The organism is Brenneria alni (genome assembly GCF_003666245.1).
Lineage (GTDB): Bacteria > Pseudomonadota > Gammaproteobacteria > Enterobacterales > Enterobacteriaceae > Brenneria > Brenneria alni.
This window is the reverse complement of sequence record NZ_MJLZ01000038.1, coordinates 26,695-43,586: the sequence shown is the minus strand read 5'-3', so window position 1 is coordinate 43,586 and position 16,892 is coordinate 26,695. Positions and strand designations below refer to the sequence as shown.

Annotated in this window: 13 protein-coding genes and 2 pseudogenes; 12 read left to right on the top strand and 3 right to left on the bottom strand. The window is 51.8% G+C overall.

Annotated elements, in window-relative coordinates; translation table 11 throughout:
- The first annotated feature begins 572 nt into the window (after positions 1-572).
- Positions 573-1,523 carry a magnesium/cobalt transporter CorA gene (corA, locus tag BIY29_RS15365; protein ID WP_121575962.1) on the top strand — a complete coding sequence of 317 codons (951 nt, stop codon included), beginning with the start codon at positions 573-575 and terminating at the stop codon, positions 1,521-1,523.
- A gap of 134 nt (positions 1,524-1,657) precedes the next feature.
- Positions 1,658-2,716 carry an AbrB family transcriptional regulator gene (locus tag BIY29_RS15360; RefSeq protein ID WP_121575961.1) on the top strand — a complete coding sequence of 353 codons (1,059 nt, stop codon included), beginning with the start codon at positions 1,658-1,660 and terminating at the stop codon, positions 2,714-2,716.
- On the opposite strand, the gene rarD is transcribed toward BIY29_RS15360, so the two are convergent.
- On the bottom strand, positions 2,682-3,611 hold the full coding sequence (gene rarD, locus BIY29_RS15355) for an EamA family transporter RarD (protein ID WP_121575960.1): 930 nt from the start codon (positions 3,609-3,611) through the stop codon (positions 2,682-2,684). The two genes, BIY29_RS15360 and rarD, sit on opposite strands and share 35 nt — an antisense overlap.
- A 292-nt stretch (positions 3,612-3,903) precedes the next feature.
- Between rarD and pldA the strand changes: the two genes are divergently transcribed.
- Positions 3,904-4,770, top strand: coding sequence for a phospholipase A (pldA, locus tag BIY29_RS15350; protein ID WP_121575959.1), 867 nt, complete (start codon positions 3,904-3,906; stop codon positions 4,768-4,770).
- A 153-nt stretch (positions 4,771-4,923) separates the two neighbouring features.
- Positions 4,924-6,750 carry an ATP-dependent DNA helicase RecQ gene (gene recQ, locus BIY29_RS15345; RefSeq protein WP_121575958.1) on the top strand — a complete coding sequence of 609 codons (1,827 nt, stop codon included), beginning with the start codon at positions 4,924-4,926 and terminating at the stop codon, positions 6,748-6,750.
- A 64-nt stretch (positions 6,751-6,814) separates the two neighbouring features.
- Here recQ and BIY29_RS15340 read toward each other — a convergent pair.
- Positions 6,815-7,120 (bottom strand): annotated as a pseudogene (locus tag BIY29_RS15340) (LysE family transporter); the annotation flags it as partial.
- A gap of 212 nt (positions 7,121-7,332) precedes the next feature.
- Here BIY29_RS15340 and pldB point away from each other — a divergent pair.
- The 4 genes from pldB (at position 7,333) to BIY29_RS15320 (ending at position 10,442) form a co-directional block, all read left to right on the top strand.
- Complete coding sequence (gene pldB / locus BIY29_RS15335) at positions 7,333-8,322, top strand: lysophospholipase L2 (protein WP_121575957.1); 990 nt, start codon at positions 7,333-7,335, stop codon at positions 8,320-8,322.
- Between the two features lie 32 nt (positions 8,323-8,354).
- A complete protein-coding gene (gene yigL, locus BIY29_RS15330; protein WP_121575956.1) occupies positions 8,355-9,155 on the top strand; it encodes a sugar/pyridoxal phosphate phosphatase YigL in 801 nt (266 codons plus the stop codon).
- Positions 9,156-9,310: 155 nt separating this feature from the next.
- A complete protein-coding gene (locus BIY29_RS15325; RefSeq protein ID WP_147437165.1) occupies positions 9,311-9,748 on the top strand; it encodes a CesT family type III secretion system chaperone in 438 nt (145 codons plus the stop codon).
- Between the two features lie 94 nt (positions 9,749-9,842).
- Positions 9,843-10,442, top strand: a complete 600-nt coding sequence (locus BIY29_RS15320; protein ID WP_121575954.1) for an AvrPphF family type III effector — start codon at positions 9,843-9,845, stop codon at positions 10,440-10,442.
- Positions 10,443-10,639: 197 nt separating this feature from the next.
- On the opposite strand, the pseudogene BIY29_RS15315 reads toward BIY29_RS15320, so the two are convergent.
- A pseudogene (locus BIY29_RS15315) lies at positions 10,640-11,059 on the bottom strand (MFS transporter); the annotation flags it as partial.
- A 308-nt stretch (positions 11,060-11,367) separates the two neighbouring features.
- Here BIY29_RS15315 and glpA point away from each other — a divergent pair.
- The 4 genes from glpA (at position 11,368) to BIY29_RS15285 (ending at position 16,798) form a co-directional block, all read left to right on the top strand.
- Positions 11,368-13,077: an anaerobic glycerol-3-phosphate dehydrogenase subunit A gene (gene glpA / locus BIY29_RS15310; RefSeq protein ID WP_121575953.1), complete on the top strand. Its 1,710-nt coding sequence runs from the start codon at positions 11,368-11,370 to the stop codon at positions 13,075-13,077.
- A complete protein-coding gene (glpB, locus tag BIY29_RS15305) occupies positions 13,067-14,329 on the top strand; it encodes a glycerol-3-phosphate dehydrogenase subunit GlpB (protein WP_121575952.1) in 1,263 nt (420 codons plus the stop codon). The genes glpA and glpB overlap by 11 nt, the downstream gene beginning before the upstream one ends.
- Positions 14,326-15,534 (top strand): anaerobic glycerol-3-phosphate dehydrogenase subunit GlpC, encoded by a 1,209-nt coding sequence (gene glpC / locus BIY29_RS15300; RefSeq protein ID WP_121575951.1) that lies wholly within the window; start codon positions 14,326-14,328, stop codon positions 15,532-15,534. The genes glpB and glpC overlap by 4 nt, the downstream gene beginning before the upstream one ends.
- Positions 15,535-16,102: 568 nt before the next feature.
- Positions 16,103-16,798 carry a pirin family protein gene (locus tag BIY29_RS15285; RefSeq protein WP_121575949.1) on the top strand — a complete coding sequence of 232 codons (696 nt, stop codon included), beginning with the start codon at positions 16,103-16,105 and terminating at the stop codon, positions 16,796-16,798.
- Positions 16,799-16,892: the final 94 nt, after the last annotated feature.

The following is a 16,892-nucleotide window of genomic DNA, read 5'->3' as shown; positions in this document are numbered from 1 at the left end:
TTGTAATCCATTAAGTAATAGGTGAATTTCATGATCATGATAATAATATTATGCGTAATATATTGATGGTTATTAACTTAGTGTGTTTTGTGAATATGAATGCTTATTTTTATCAATAAATTGAACGGTTTGATACGTTATCAGTCAACATTTTCCTTGTGCAGATTGGGCGGCTGATGATGCCTATACCCTTCGTTTAACCACTACTGCATCACGATTATCTGAGGGGAAAAACAGATTATTTATGCAATTGGCGGCAGAGTGTTGCAGCAGCGGTTTTGAAGTTGACAGCCTTTTTCATCTCGGCGTAACATGCGCGCATCATTATTCCCGGAGGACCCACGCCTTGGACACACCCAGTCGATGCTGGCTCAATAACCTGATCATTAGGTACAACTTCTAAGGCTATCTCCCTGTTGCTGATAGCCTTCGTGGTTGTCAGCGGCGCTACTCCATGTCGCTGCGAGTCAGATCCGTCGAACGGACTGAAACCTGCCGGTGACGCTTTCACCCTTGTTTCTGTGCTTCAATCGCGTTGTCCATCTCTGTTACTGTAAAAGGAGCTATGGCCTATGCTGAACGCATTTAAACTGGATAATTGCCGTTTATCTCGTCTGGAACTGGATGACTCCGATGATCTTATCTCGTCTGTCTGGGTCGATTTAATCGAGCCGGAAGATGACGAACGTGAGAAAGTACAAAAGGAACTGGGGCAGAGTCTGGCGACCCGGCCAGAGCTGGAAGACATTGAGGCATCTGCACGTTTCTTTGAGGATGAAGACGGATTACATATCCACTCCTTCTTCTTTTTCGAAGATGCCGAAGACCATGCCGGTAATGCCACTGTGGCATTTACCATCCGTGATGGCCGCCTCTATACGCTGCGTGAGCGTGAGCTGCCGGCGTTTCGCCTTTACCGGATGCGCGCTCGTAACCAGACGCTGGTGGATGGCAATGCCTACGAACTGCTGCTCGATCTGTTTGAAACCAAAATTGAACAACTGGCCGATGAAATTGAGAACATCTACAGCGATCTGGAATCACTGAGCCGCATTATTATGGAGGGGCGTCAGGGGGACGAATATGATGATGCGCTCTCCACGCTGGCTGAGTTGGAAGATGTGGGCTGGAAGGTTCGCCTGTGTCTGATGGATACCCAGCGTGCGCTGAACTTTCTGGTGCGCAAGGCCCGCTTGCCGTCCGGCCAGTTGGAGCAGGCCCGTGAGATCCTGCGCGATATCGAGTCGCTGCTGCCGCATAATGAATCGCTGTTCCAGAAGGTCAACTTTCTGATGCAGGCGGCGATGGGTTTCATCAATATCGAACAGAGCCGTATCATCAAGATCTTCTCGGTGGTATCCGTGGTGTTCCTGCCTCCGACGCTGGTGGCCTCCAGCTATGGGATGAACTTTGCCTTTATGCCGGAGCTTAAATGGTCGTTCGGTTATCCGGGGGCGATCGTGTTGATGATTCTGGCGGGTTTGGCGCCTTATCTTTATTTCAAACGTAAAAACTGGCTCTGATGTTGACCGCGCCCCGGAAGTTGCCTGGGGCGCGATACCGGTGTTTTACGTCTCCTTTGATTTCCTCATATTAATTATCAGGCTAATCTGTTTAGAATGACGGACGGTGTCTTATTTCTGAAACAGGTGTGTGCATGGGAAGGATTTCACCCTTAATGCAGTGGGGGATCCTGCTATCGGTCTCGTTGATCCTGGGCTTCGGGCTACAGATCTATCACGTTCCGGCAGCTCTGCTGCTTGGCCCCATGCTGATTGGCGCTGTAATGGGACTGAATGGCGCCACCATCCGTATTCCGCCTGTCTTTTTTGCCGGCAGCAATGCGGTGCTGGGTTGTCTGGTGGCGCAAAGCCTTTCCCTTTCCATCCTGAGTCCTTTGCTGAATAACTGGCTGCTGGTGCTGTTTATTTTACTGGCGACCCTTGCCGCCAGCGGTCTTTCCGGCTGGCTATTGGTGAAATTCAGCGAGTTGCCCGGCTCGACAGGCACATGGGGCGCTTCTCCCGGCGGCGCTTCAGCTATGGTGGCGATGGCGGGTGAATTTGGCGCCGATGTTCGGCTGGTCGCGTTTATGCAGTATCTGCGGGTGTTGATGGTGACGGCTGCGGCTGCTTTTGTCGCCCGTATCAGCCTGGGAGATGAAGCCGCACAGAACAGCGCCATGCTGGTGTGGTTTCCAGCGTTGGACTGGCGTTTTCCCGCTACCCTGTGCGTCGCGTTTGGCAGTGCATGGCTCGGCAGGCGCTTGCGCATTCCCTCTGGCCCTTTGCTGGGGCCGATGATCGTCGGTTCACTTTTGCATTCAACCGGAACACTGACGTTACAGACACCGGAATGGCTACTGGCGCTGGCCTATGCGTTTATTGGCTGGAGCGTTGGTTTATGTTTTACCCGTCCGATATTTCTGCTGGCGATACGCACACTGCCGCAGATGATGGCGTCGATTATCGGACTGATGCTGCTATGTGGCGGCATGGCGCTGATGGTAACGCGGATCCTGCCGGTTGATCTGCTGACGGCTTATCTGGCAACCAGTCCGGGCGGGCTGGATTCCATTGCCATTATTGCCGCAGGCAGCAATGTCGACATGGCATTTGTGATTGCGATTCAAACGCTGAGGCTGTTTTCTACCCTGATTTTCAGTCCGATACTGTCGCGCTTTATCTCTCGCCGTGTTGATCTTGGCGTGACGTGATTTGAATCTGCAGCCGCTTACGTTGTGTATAAAGCGCATCCAGAATAAACAGCGCCAGTGCGCTCCAGATAAAAACAAACGTAATCAACTTATCGTTACCAAAGGTTTCGCCATAAAAGATAACCGCCAGCAGAAACATCATGGTTGGGCCGAGATACTGAAAAAACCCTAATGTAGAAAGGGGTAAACGCATGGCGGCGGCGGTAAAGAACAGCAACGGCACGGTGGTGATAATACCGGCGGACATCAAGAGTAAATTCAATGACCAGGCGTTTTCAATCAAATGGCTGCTTGGGGTATCGGCAATAAAAAACAGATAAACGATAGCGATCGGCAATAGCCACAGTGTTTCAATTAACATGCCGGTCTGGCCGTCAATGCCGATTTTCTTTCGCAGCAGGCCATATACGGCAAAACTGAATGCCAGCGTCAGTGCGATGATCGGCAGCGATCCGAAAGCCCAGAGCTGGACAAATACACCAGCAACAGCCAGTAAAACGGCAAACCATTGCAGACGGCGAAAACGCTCACCAAAAAACAGCATCCCCAGTATGACGTTCACCAGCGGGTTAATAAAGTAACCCAGACTGGCTTCCAGCATATGATGATTATTGACGGCCCAGATATATAATAACCAGTTGCCGCCGATTAATACGGCTGTCAGCGCCAGTAACAACAGGTGTTTGACATTACGGCAGGCATAACGAACCTGACGCCATTTCCGGCTGATGGTCAACAGGATCAGCATAAAGAAAAACGACCAGATAATACGATGCGTCAGTATTTCATCGGCGGGAACATGCTCAAGCAGCTTAAAGTAAACCGGCGCAATTCCCCAGATGAAATAGGCGCCCAGCGCGAAAAAAATCCCCTTGCGGGTTTGCTGCGTATCCATTGGTGACTCAATAAAAACGGCGGGAAAATAGGAGTTTACCCAAAACGGCGTTCGTTTTCATCCTTACTATTAGCCAATGATATAAGTCGCCAGCCGTGCGGGTAATATCTCATCCTTGTTCATGGCGCTTAATATCAACCTGATAGTTAAATAATTTTTTGATGTGTCTGGTTTGTTTCTTTCCAGAAAAGACTGAGAAACAGTCGAACGTTGATTCATATACCGCTGAACTGTGTAGAATGGCGGGTTTTAGGTTGAGGTAATTATTATGATTGCTCAGGGGAGAAAATGAATGCGTAAAATAGTAGCCATGTTGGTTATGCTGCTGGCGACACAAGTTCAGGCGGAAGAAGCGAAAATAGAGCCAGTGCATGACAAACCTGCGGTACGTGGCAGCATCATTGCCAGCCTGTTACAAGAACATGATAGTCCGTTTATTCTCTATCCGTATGAGAGTAACTTTCTGCTGTACACCTATACCAGTAATATTAATAAAGCGGCGATACAGAGCTATAACTGGGGTGATGAAGCGCGCAAGGATGAAGTGAATTTCCAGCTTAGTCTGGGTTTCCCGCTCTGGCGCGGCATTTTCGGCGACAACTCCTTGCTGGGCGCTTCCTATACTCAGCGTTCCTGGTGGCAGTTATCCAATAAAAGCGAATCTTCGCCATTTCGTGAAACCAACTATGAGCCACAGGTTTTTCTTGGCTGGGCCACAGATTACTCTTTGGCAGGATGGACGTTGCGGGATGTGGAAGTCGGATTCAATCACCAATCGAACGGACGTTCGGAACCGACATCTCGCAGTTGGGATCGCGCCTATGTTCGCCTAATGGCGCAAAACGGCAACTGGCAGGTGGATCTAAAACCGTGGATTCGTTTCTCCGACAGTCAGGACGATAATCCAGATATCACCAAATATATGGGGCATTACCGTCTGCGCGTCGGTTACGTCTGGGGCAACAGCGTATTCAGCGCTGAAGGGCGTTATAACTGGAACAGCGGCTACGGCGGCGGTGAACTTGGCTGGAGCTACCCGCTGACGAACCATGTGCGCTTTTATACCAAAGTGTTCAGCGGCTATGGCGAGTCGCTGATTGACTATAATCACCGCCAAACCCGTTTTGGGGTTGGGGTGACGCTGAACGATATGTTTTGACCCTCCGCCAACCTTAATACAAATAGGATTGGGGACGTTGCGCGTCATGGCGTTGGTTAATATGTATTTAAAACATGAGCAGGTAAAATGTTGCGGTTTTACCGGGCGGCGCTGAAAATAGCGTCTGTTTGATTTCATTGGATTGGGGAAGGCGTGTCTACGGCGGAAGTATTAAATAAGGAAGCGCTGGCGGTTCAGGTTTTACGGGATACGTTCGGCTACCAGCAATTCCGACCGGGTCAGCAGGAAATTATTAACGCGACCATCAGCGGGCAGGACTGTCTGGTGATTATGCCGACCGGCGGTGGGAAATCACTGTGCTATCAAATTCCTGCTCTGGTGATGGACGGCCTGACGCTGGTGGTTTCCCCGCTCATTTCACTGATGAAAGATCAGGTCGATCAGCTACAGGCCTATGGCGTATCCGCGGCTTGCCTCAACTCGACCCAAACCCGTGAACAACAGCTTGACGTTATGGCTGGTTGCCGTTCCGGGCAGATCAAGCTGCTGTATATCGCCCCGGAGCGATTGACCACCGACAGCTTCCTCGACCATCTTATTCACTGGCGGCCTTCGCTGATTGCAGTGGATGAAGCGCACTGCATTTCGCAGTGGGGCCATGATTTCCGTCCTGAATACCGGGCGCTGGGGCAGGTTAAACAGCATTTTCCCGGTCTGCCGGTCATTGCGCTCACCGCCACCGCTGATGAAACCACCCGGCGGGATATTGTTCGCCTGCTTGATCTTCATGCTCCGCGGGTACAGATCAGCAGTTTTGACCGGCCAAATATCCGCTATACGCTGGTGGAAAAATTTAAGCCGCTCGACCAATTGTGGATGTTCGTACAGGGGCAGCGCGGCAAAAGCGGCATTATTTACTGTAACAGCCGGGCAAAGGTGGAAGATATCAGCGCCCGCTTGCAAAACCGTGGACTGAGCGTGGCGGCATACCATGCCGGGTTGGATAATGACCGTCGGGCGCAGGTGCAGGAAGCCTTCCAGCGCGATGATCTTCAGGTGGTGGTGGCTACCGTCGCATTCGGTATGGGGATTAACAAACCCAACGTCCGTTTTGTGGTGCATTTTGATATCCCGCGCAATATTGAATCCTACTATCAGGAAACCGGGCGAGCCGGGCGGGACGGTTTAGCGGCAGAAGCGGCATTATTTTACGATCCGGCGGATATGGCATGGCTGCGGCGTTGTCTGGAAGAGAAACCTGCCGGACAACAGTTGGAAATTGAACGTCATAAGCTGAATGCGATGGGCGCTTTTGCCGAGGCGCAAACCTGCCGCCGTTTGGTATTGCTCAACTATTTTGGTGAGGGGCGTCAGCAGCCGTGCGGTAACTGTGATATCTGCCTCGATCCACCCAAACGGTATGACGGATTGGTGGAGGCCCAGAAGGCGCTCTCTTGTGTTTATCGTGTGGGGCAGCGCTTTGGCATGGGATATATCGTCGATGTGTTGCGTGGCGCCAATAACCAGCGTATCCGCGAATTTGGCCATGACAAACTGCCGGTTTATGGTATTGGTCGGGATAAATCACAGGAGCACTGGGTCAGTGTGTTGCGTCAATTGATTCATCTGGGTCTGCTAAGTCAGAATATCGCCCAGCATTCGGCGCTGCAACTCACCGAGTCGGCCCGTCCTGTTCTGCGCGGCGAAATTCCGTTGCAGCTTGCAGTACCACGGGTCATTAACCTGAAGCCACGAGCCAGCCAGAAGTCTTACGGCGGTAACTATGATCGTAAGCTGTTTGCCAAACTGCGTAAGTTGCGTAAATCCATTGCTGATGATGCCAACATTCCACCCTATGTGGTGTTCAGTGATGCGACCTTGCTGGAGATGGCTGAACTGATGCCGATTACTGCCGCTGAACTGTTGAATATCAATGGCGTCGGGCACCGCAAACTTGAGCGTTTCGGTTCCTCTTTTATGATGATGATCCGCGATCATGTCGATAATGACGACGAATGATGTTTGCAACACGCAGGTATTAACGGCGTTATGGATGACGTACCGGGCTACCCGGTACGATTTGCTATGCCTTTCTGGCCGCAGCCAATAGCGCGCCGACCAGCATAAACAAGGAACCGAAAACCCGGTTCAGTAGCTGCATCTGTCGCGGTCCTTTCAGCCAGCCGGAAATGCGTGTCGCCAGTGTGGCATAGCCAATCATGACGATAATATCGACGACCACGGTGGTTGCGCCCAAAACCAGATACTGTGCCGCCTGAGGCTGGTGGGGAATGATGAACTGGGGAAACAACGCGGCTAAAAATACCATGCTTTTCGGATTGGTTAGATTAACCAGAACCGCACGTTTCAATAGCTTGCGGCGTGGTATGACGCTGGGCCGTCGTAAACGACGTTAAAAATTTCTCCCGGAAATTTTTTATGGCGGGCTATCCCTGCCCGCCACCCTCCGGGCCGTCGTAAACGACGTTAAAAATTTCTCCCGGAAATTTTTTATGTCACAATACGCGAATACTTATATTTGCGCCATAAAGCGTAAAGTCATTCCAATAGCTATACTGGCCTGCGCCGGAGACCTGTGTGATGCCCTATCACGATAGCCTGTTAACGCGAGAAGCGCAGTTTTCGGCGTTTGCAACCGGGGAGTTATTGGATTTCTGGCGCCAGCGTGAAGAAGGGGAATTTAGCGGCGTTGATAACGTGCCGATCCGCTTTGTGCGTTTTACGGCGCCGCAGCACGATAAAATCGTCGTTGTGTTTCCTGGGCGTATTGAAAGCTATGTAAAATACAGCGAAGTTGCTTACGATCTCTTCCACAACGGCTATGACGTGCTGGTGATGGATCACCGTGGGCAGGGGCGCTCCGGGAGGCTGCTCGACGATGGTCATCGTGGGCATGTATTGCGCTTCAGCGACTATGTGGATGATATCGAATGGCTGTGGCAACAGCAGATTGCTCCATATGCGCATACCCGGCGATTCGCACTGGCTCACTCTATGGGTGGAGTGATTCTGGCTCAGTTTCTGGCCCGCCAGCCGCAGGCTTTTGATGCCGTAGCACTGTGCGCCCCCATGTGCGGCATCCATCTGCCGATCCCGCACTGGCTGGCATGGCGGGTGGTTGACTGGGCGGAGCGTCACCCCTCGGTGCGTGACTATTATGCGATTGGTACGGGGCAGTGGCGGCCATTGCCCTATATGGTCAATATGCTGACTCACAGCCGTGAACGTTACCAGCGTAGCGTACGTTTTTATGCAGATTCCCCAGAGTTACGCGTTGGCGGACCGACCTATCATTGGGTGCGCGAAGCCATGCTGGTGGGTAAGCAATTACTGGCGCAGGCCGCCGATATCACGACACCGATACTGTTGTTGCAGGCGGAAGAAGATCGTGTGGTTGATAACCGTAGTCAGGATACGTTTTGCCAGGCCCTGGCGCAGAGTGGGCACCCTTGTGTAGGCAGAATTCCTCAGATTATTAAAGGGGCGCGGCATGAAATTCTGTTTGAAAAAGATAACATTCGTGCTCAGGCATTTGCGCTGATTCTGGCACATTTTGCTCATTATTATTAAATTAACATCACCAGAGGTTAGATCTCACCGTTATGTACCATGTCGTAGCTTCCGATTTAGATGGCACCTTATTGTCACCCGACCATACCCTTTCCCCGTATGCGAAAAAAATCCTCAGGTTGCTGACCGAAAAGGGAATTCATTTTGTATTTGCCACCGGGCGGCATCATATGGATGTGGCGCAAATCCGCGACGGTCTGGGTATCAGCGCGTTTATGATCACCTCCAACGGGGCGCGGGTGCACAACACGCAGGGCGATCTGATCTTCAGCCATAATCTGGATGCGGACATTGCCCGCGATCTTTACGGCGTAGCACACAATAACCCGGATATGCTGACGCATGTTTACCGCGATGATGACTGGTTTATGAACCGTCAGCGGCCGGAGGAAGAGCGCTTTTTTAAGGAGTCGGTGTTTAAATATAAGCTGTTCGAGCCAGCCTTACTGGAAACCGACGGCGTCAGCAAAATCTTTTTCACTTGTCATTATCATGAGCAACTTCTGGCGTTGGAAGAGGCGATCAATGCGCGTTGGGGCGATCGCGTCAATGTAAGTTTTTCGACACTGACCTGCCTGGAAGTCATGGCCGGTGGTGTATCCAAAGGGCATGCGCTGGAGCAGGTGGCGAAAATAATCGGCTTTTCGCTTAAAGAGTGCATTGCTTTCGGTGATGGCATGAATGATTACGAAATGCTGTCGATGGCAGGCAAAGGCTGCATCATGCAAAATGCCCATCAGCGGTTAAAGAATTTGCTGCCTGAACTGGAGGTGATCGGCGCCAACGCGGAAAACGCGGTGCCGAACTACCTGCGGGATTTATTTCTGGGATAATTGCCCCTCGCTATCCTCGTTTACACAAAGATGGCAAGCCTGGACACCGACGCCCACAAGATCGGGCGGGAACAGATAGCCGTCTTTTTCCACTCAGAGTCTATTAGCGCCCTCAGGGATGCCGAGTGCTGGGTCTGGCGGTGAAAGGGGGTAAAATGTCTACAGGCCGCATGTTTAATATCCTGATATCGCAGTTATTAACGCAATATAAAATAGAAAACAGCTATAGCCATTCTGATGAAGATAATATTTATGCATTTGAGCTGGCTAATGGAATTAAAATAAATATTCTTGCTGATAAGAACAATTATCTCCATATGGTAGGTTTTCTGGGGCAGGATATTCAGCAGTTGGATAATACAAAACTTGTTGAATTACTGGATATTAATAGATTCAGCTTATACCACCCGATATATGTTGTTGGCCTGCATCGTGAAACAAAACAGCTTACCATCCATACCCGCCAGTCGTTAGCCGGGCTGAATTCCGCCGATATTTTTGCACTTTTCGAAATCTTTGTTGATAAGGCTGCGGCGTTACAACGCTGGCTGAATAATAACGCTGCCCTGAATTGGGAAGGTAATTCCACCTGAAGCGAGAAGCCATATTGTAAGCCCACTCGATCACGGGTGATTTTTATCATGTTGGAAATAAGCGAATAAAAATTTATTGTCAAGGGGATATATTATGGGAAACCTATGTATTACGAAAAACAAGGCTGCCTCTCCTTATGAGGCTGAATCGTCTAATCGCGCTTCCAGTTCGACAGACACTAATACCAGGGGCGGGCAAACAATAAACTCTGTGAATGATTTGCCCCCTGCGGAGAAAGAGGCTTTTCTCAACGTGCATGATCCGGTACGCGCAATGAATCTGAACGAAAATACCTTGCTTTATCGTTCGACGGACAAGCGTTTTATTTCCAGAGGGCACCTGAAAGGTAATCCGAATTCCATCGCCAGAATTTTCAACTATGATAGATTACGGCCCAATCCATATTTGCAGCTCGTCACCCATAGAAATGCGCCGCCTTATTTTCCGGTAGAAATGAGAGCGTCCGAGCTTAAAGATCCCTCGTTAAATGTAATGGTAGGCCTGCAGGCCAGAGAGGCGATCTTGCAGTACGCTAAAAGGGATAACGTTTCGGTTGAAATGAGGCTGGGCGATTTTATGCGGCAGGGAGGAAAGGTTTACAGCGATACCTCTTCCGCTATAAGTTCGAACTATGCAACAGCGCTGGTTGTGACGTTACCTAAAGGGAGTTCAGTTCCGGTAACGATCATATAGTTAATAAGCTGATATATGGCGTCTGGCATCAAAGGCGGCGTCGTGGAAGGCACCGCCATAGGGGGACGTAATAGATAGGCTATGCGCGTTTGGCCAACGCTTCTTTATGCTTATTCTCACTGAGTATGACGATGATGAGCAAAACCACCGCCACTATGCTGCCGCCGATCATCACCATAAAGCCGCCGTCCCAGCCATGGCGGCCAGCCCATGCCTTGAAACCAACCACATAAGAACAGCAGCACGAACATGACTGCAATGCTGGAGGTGGCCCAGGGCACAAAGCCCATAAACAGCATGACGGATGATGCCAGTATCAGGCTGGCAGGTAAGAAAACGCGTGGATTGGATCGGTCAGACACCGAACCCATGATAAATTTGGAAAAGCCGTAGGCGATCGAAATACCGGATAGTGCGAAACCGAGATCGCCGCGAGAGAACCCCTGTTCGATCAAGAATGGCATCGCCAGGGCGAAATTTTTTCGCACCAGATAGTAAGCGGCATAGCCAAAAAAGATCCCCATAAAAATTTGCCAACGCAGGCGACGGTACAGTGGGTCAACCTGATCTTCTGCGACACGGGCCTGGTGTGTAGCGGGTTTAAAAATACTCAGCATATTTGCCTCCAATACGCCCAAAACGTTATTTTTTTGTTCTATATCGAGCGACATCGTATTCGTCAGCGCTATTTTCATTTGTGAGTCATCGCTCAAATGTTTCACTTTTATGACTTAGTACATTGCTTTGTGCTGTTGTTAACAAAATTGCTGCAATTTCAGGATTACTTTTAGTGATACTCATCACGAACATGGATGTTAATGCCCTTTGAATTTTCGTTTTATGCTCGTTTTTGCTCTTTATCAAACATTAACCCTGCGTTTTGTGTCCCAATAGCAACATGTAGCGATCCACGTGGAGAGGTAACATGCAAAATAATGGGTCATACCGGGAAACCGACATCGTGGTGATTGGCGGCGGCGCGACGGGGGCGGGAACCGTGCGGGACTGTGCGCTGAGAGGGTTACGCTGCCTGCTGCTAGAACGGCATGACATCGCCACCGGCGCGACCGGGCGTAATCATGGCCTGCTGCACAGCGGATCGCGTTATGCGGTGACGGACGGTGAATCTGCCCGTGAATGTATTGAAGAAAACCGGATCCTCAAGCGTATTGCCCGCCATTGCGTCGAGCCGACAGATGGTCTGTTTCTGACCTTGCCGGAAGACGACCTCGCCTATCAGGCCGGGTTTATTGCCGCCTGCCATCAGGCGGGCATCAATGCACAGGCGATTGATCCGCAGGAGGCGCTGCGTCTGGAACCTGCCGCGAATCCGGCGCTTATTGGCGCGGTCCGGGTGCCGGATGGCACCATCGACCCTTTCCGCCTGACCTCGGCCAATATGATCGATGCCTGTGAGCACGGTGCCGAGGTACTGACTTATCATGAAGTTATCGGTTTGATCCGCCAGGGTGATCGCATCACCGGGGTGCGCGTTTTCGACCATAAAAACGCCATTGAAAGCGAGATATATGCGCAGGTTGTGGTGAATGCCGGGGGTATCTGGGGGCAACATATCGCGGAGTATGCCGATCTGCGCGTGCGTATGTTCCCGGCGAAAGGGGCGTTGCTGATTTTGGGGCACCGTATTAATAACATGGTGATTAACCGCTGCCGCAAACCGGCTGATGCCGACATCCTGGTGCCGGGTGACACCATTTCGTTGATCGGCACCACCTCCACCCATATCGATTACGATCAGATAGATAATATGGCGGTTACGCCTGCGGAAGTGGATATCCTGATGCGTGAAGGCGCCAAACTGGCGCCGCAACTGGCGGCCACGCGTATTCTTCGGGCCTATGCCGGGGTTCGTCCGCTGGTGGCGAATGACAGTGACCCCAGCGGGCGCAGCGTCAGTCGTGGCATTGTGCTGCTCGACCATGCCAGCCGTGACGGTCTGGAAGGTTTTATTACCATCACCGGCGGTAAATTGATGACCTACCGGCTGATGGCGGAATGGGTGACGGATAAAATCTGCGAAAAGCTGGGTTGCAGCGTGGCTTGTACTACGGCACAAACGCCATTACCCGGTTCGGAACAATCGGCTTCGCACTGTTCTGCCGTATGGCAACATGTTTCAGCAAGGCTTTCCTCTGAACAAAAAAACCATTTGCCAGAAAATAATGACCGGGCATTACCCTTATCTGCGCCGTTGCGTGGTTCGGCCACTTACCGTCATGGCGAACGGGCCGGGCGCTTGTTATCCGGCGAACGCCTTGATAGCAGTCTGGTATGCGAGTGTGAAGCCGTCACCGCTGGTGAAGTGCGTTATGCCGTGGCGTCGTTGCAGGTTAATAATCTGATTGATTTACGTCGGCGTACCCGCGTCGGAATGGGAACCTGTCAAGGGGAGCTTTGCGCCTGCCGGGCCGCAGGGTTGCTGTGTCGGCTGGGGCAGTCGACGCCGGAGCAATCCATTACTCAACTTAGCCAGTTTCTCAATGAACGCTGGAAAGGCATTCGCCCGGTCGCCTGGGGCAATACCCTGCGCGAAAGCGAGTTTACCAGTTGGGTGTATCAAGGATTGTGCGGCCTGACAGCCAGTGACGGTCAGGAGGCGCACCATGCGTTATGACGTGGTTATTATCGGCGGTGGTCTGGCGGGGTTAACCTGCGGCATCCGTTTATCCGAACAGGGAAAACGTTGCGCCATCGTCAGCGCCGGGCAAAGTGCTTTGCATTTTTCCTCGGGCGCGCTGGATCTGCTCGCCTGTCTGCCGGATGGCCAGCCAGTCAGCCAGCCGTTAAGTGCGCTGGATGAGCTGGCCCGGCAAGCGCCTTATCATCCCTATTCGCTGATGGGGGCCGATCAGGTGGCTGCATTGCTGCCGGAGGCTCAGGCGCTGCTGGTTGGTTGCGCGATACCTATGTTGGGCGATTATCGGCAAAATCATATGCGTATGACGCCATTGGGTAAGTTTCGCCCCTGCTGGCTTAGTCCGTCGGACAGCGTTACCCGTGGGTTATCCGGTGCTGACCACCGGGAAAGACCGCTGGTCGCCGGTATAGAAGGTTTTCTGGATTTTCAGTCCGGTATTGTGGCCGGAACGCTTCAGACACAGGGGATTGCCGCCCGCAGTGATGATTTGAAACTGCCAGTGCTGGATCGGCTGCGCCGCAACCCCAGCGAGTTCCGGGCGGTGAATATTTCCCGTGTGCTTGACCTGCCGGAAAATCTGACTGCGCTGGCGGAAGAGCTGGCTTTATTAGCCAGTGGTAATGATGCGGTGATCATGCCTGCCTGTCTGGGGCTGGAAGGGACGTCTGTACTGACCGGGCTGCGCAAGACGCTTGGCAAGCCGGTGCGGTTATTGCCGACCTTGCCGCCCTCATTGCTGGGTCTACGTTTGCATCAGGCATTATTGCGTCGTTTTTGCCAACTGGGCGGCATCATCATGCCGGGTGACCGGGTAGAACGCGCCATGTCGCAACCGCAGGGCACAGCCCTCTATACCCGTAATCACCGCGATATTCCGCTGTGGGCGCAGCACGTGGTGTTAGCCAGCGGCAGTTTTTTTAGTAACGGTCTGGTGGCGCAATGCGATCGGGTCACTGAACCTGTCTTTGGGCTGGATGTTCGTTTTGAGGCGCGGCGAGAGGCCTGGAGTCGGCAGGATGTGTTTGCCGCCCAACCCTACATGCAATTCGGCGTGATAACCGATGAAAAGCTGCGCCCCGGTATCTATGGTAAAACGGCGCATAACCTGTATGCCATTGGCGCGGTGTTGGCAGGATTTGATCCCATTGCACAAGGGTGCGGCGCGGGGGTGTCGATGATCAGCGCATTGTATGCCGCCAGCCTGATAATACAGGAGGACAACCAATGAGCCTGCTGACCGATAACAGTTTTGAAAATTGCATCAAATGTACGGTTTGCACCACCTATTGTCCGGTGTCGCGGGTCAACCCTCTCTATCCGGGGCCGAAACAGGCCGGGCCGGATGGCGAGCGTCTGCGGCGTAAAGATCCTGCGTTGTATGATGAAGCACTGAAGTACTGTACAAACTGTAAACGTTGCGAAGTGGCCTGTCCGTCTGACGTCAAAATCGGCGACATTATTCAGCGGGCGAAAACCAGCTACAGCACCCATAAGCCCAAGCTGCGCGACGCTATTCTGAGCCATACCGATCTGATGGGCACCGTCGCTACGCCATTTGCCCCTCTGGTGAATACCGCGACCAGCCTGAAACCGGTACGTCAGCTACTGGATAAGGCCTTAAAGATCGACCATCGTCGCCAGTTACCGAAGTATTCCTTCGGCACGTTTCGTCGCTGGTATCGCCAGCAGGCGGAAACGCAGCGGCGTTACCCGGAACAGATTGCCTACTTTCACGGTTGTTACGTTAACTATAACCATCCTCAGTTGGGTAAAGATCTTATCCGGGTTTTTAATGCGCTGAATGTGGGCGTCCAACTGTTGAGCAGAGAAAAGTGCTGTGGTGTGCCACTGATCGCCAATGGCTTTCATGATCAGGCAAGAAAGCAGGCACGGGTGAATATTGCATCGCTGGATGAGGCGATCAACAGCAAAGCCATGCCGGTAGTGGCGACATCGTCCAGTTGCGCCTTTACGCTGCGGGATGAATACCCGCACTTACTGGGCGTTGATACCGACCATGTGCGTGATGGCATCGAACTGGCCACCCGTCAATTATACCGGTTGCTGGAAGAGCAAGGGCGTACCCTGCCGTTACGCACTCTGCCGCTGCGGGTAGCGTATCACACCCCTTGTCATCTGGAAAAAATGGGCTGGACCGCTTACACGTTGTCGTTGCTGCAAGGTATCCCCGGTATTGAACTGATTGTGCTGGATTCCCAGTGCTGTGGGATTGCCGGAACCTATGGTTTCAAAAAGGAAAATTATGCTACTGCGCAGGGGATTGGCGCACCGCTGTTTCGCCAGATTGAGGAAAGCGGCGTCGACGTGGTGATCACCGACTGTGAAACCTGCAAATGGCAAATCGAAATGTCCACCAGCAAGCCGTGTGAACACCCGATAACGCTGCTGGCCCAGGCGCTGGTTCAGGCGTGAAGGGAGCAGGAAAGCCCATCATAAAAAATCGCCGGTATCTTGAGGGTTCCCCAGAAAATAATTAAGCATTATTTGATAAGTCATCTTTGATGACAGAATGTTGTTTTTAGGGTTTTCCTTCGCGTAAAAAATCGCGCTGAGGTGGGCGTGGCCGCCGGGTGAGCGGCAGGGACGCCGCGAAAGCCAGTGCCGCGCCGGGAGCGCGTCAATGGCGGCCCGAAGGGGGATGGGCAAGGATGCCCATCATAAAAAGCACTTTACAAACGCGAATGATAATGATTATTATTGCATTGCTTTCAGGGGAGACTGGCATATCGGTTTTACCTTGGATGCACGACATTGCTCACATTGCTTCCAGTATTATTTTAGCCAGCTCGGGTGCTGGCTTTTTTTTATGGCGAGCTACCCCCGCGTGACTTCCATCCTGTTCTGATTTTTGTGGCTTGGCCGCAGTAAGCGGGGTTTTTTTCTCCCGGAAATTTTTTGAATAACGCGTTAAGTTTTTTGCGCTATCTTATTCGCAGCGACCCGTTAGACTTTAGATAAAGAAAAAGCGGGAGAAACTAACATGATCTATTCACGTAAAGCACAACAGCGCGGACATGCAAATCACGGCTGGCTTGATAGCTGGCATACTTTCTCATTTGCGGATTATTACGAGCCGGAATTCATGGGTTTCTCGGCACTGCGTGTTATCAATGAAGACCGTATTGAAGGCGGACGCGGCTTCGGCACGCATCCGCATAAAGATATGGAAATTCTGACCTACGTACTGGATGGTACGATAGAGCATCAGGACAGCATGGGTAATAAAGCGCACATTCAATCCGGTGAATTTCAGATTATGAGCGCCGGTACGGGGATCCGACACTCGGAATACAACGCCAGTCGTGATGATTTACTGCACCTGTATCAGATTTGGATTATCCCTGAAAAAACCGGGCTGATGCCGCGTTATGAACAAAAACGCTTTGATATCCCGCAGGGGCGCCAATTGGTGTTGTCGCCGGATGCCCGTGACGGCTCGCTGAAAGTTTTTCAGGATATGACGCTGTGGCGGTGGGCGCTGAAACCGCAGGAACAGTCGATTTATCAGATACAAGCCGGGCGCAGAGTCTGGCTCCAGGTGGTTCGTGGCAGTGTGGAAATTAACGGCCACCAGGCTGGCGCCAGTGATGCATTCGCCATTTGGGATGAAGAAACACTGTCGGTTCATGCTGGTAAAGAGAGTGAGATCCTGTTGTTTGATCTACCGCCGGTATAAGACCTCTGCTCGTGTTTCCCTTTTCGGGAGCAGAGGCGCAATGGTGTTTGGGGTTTTTTATTTCAGGATGCTGCATATGCCCTGTGCGTTTTTT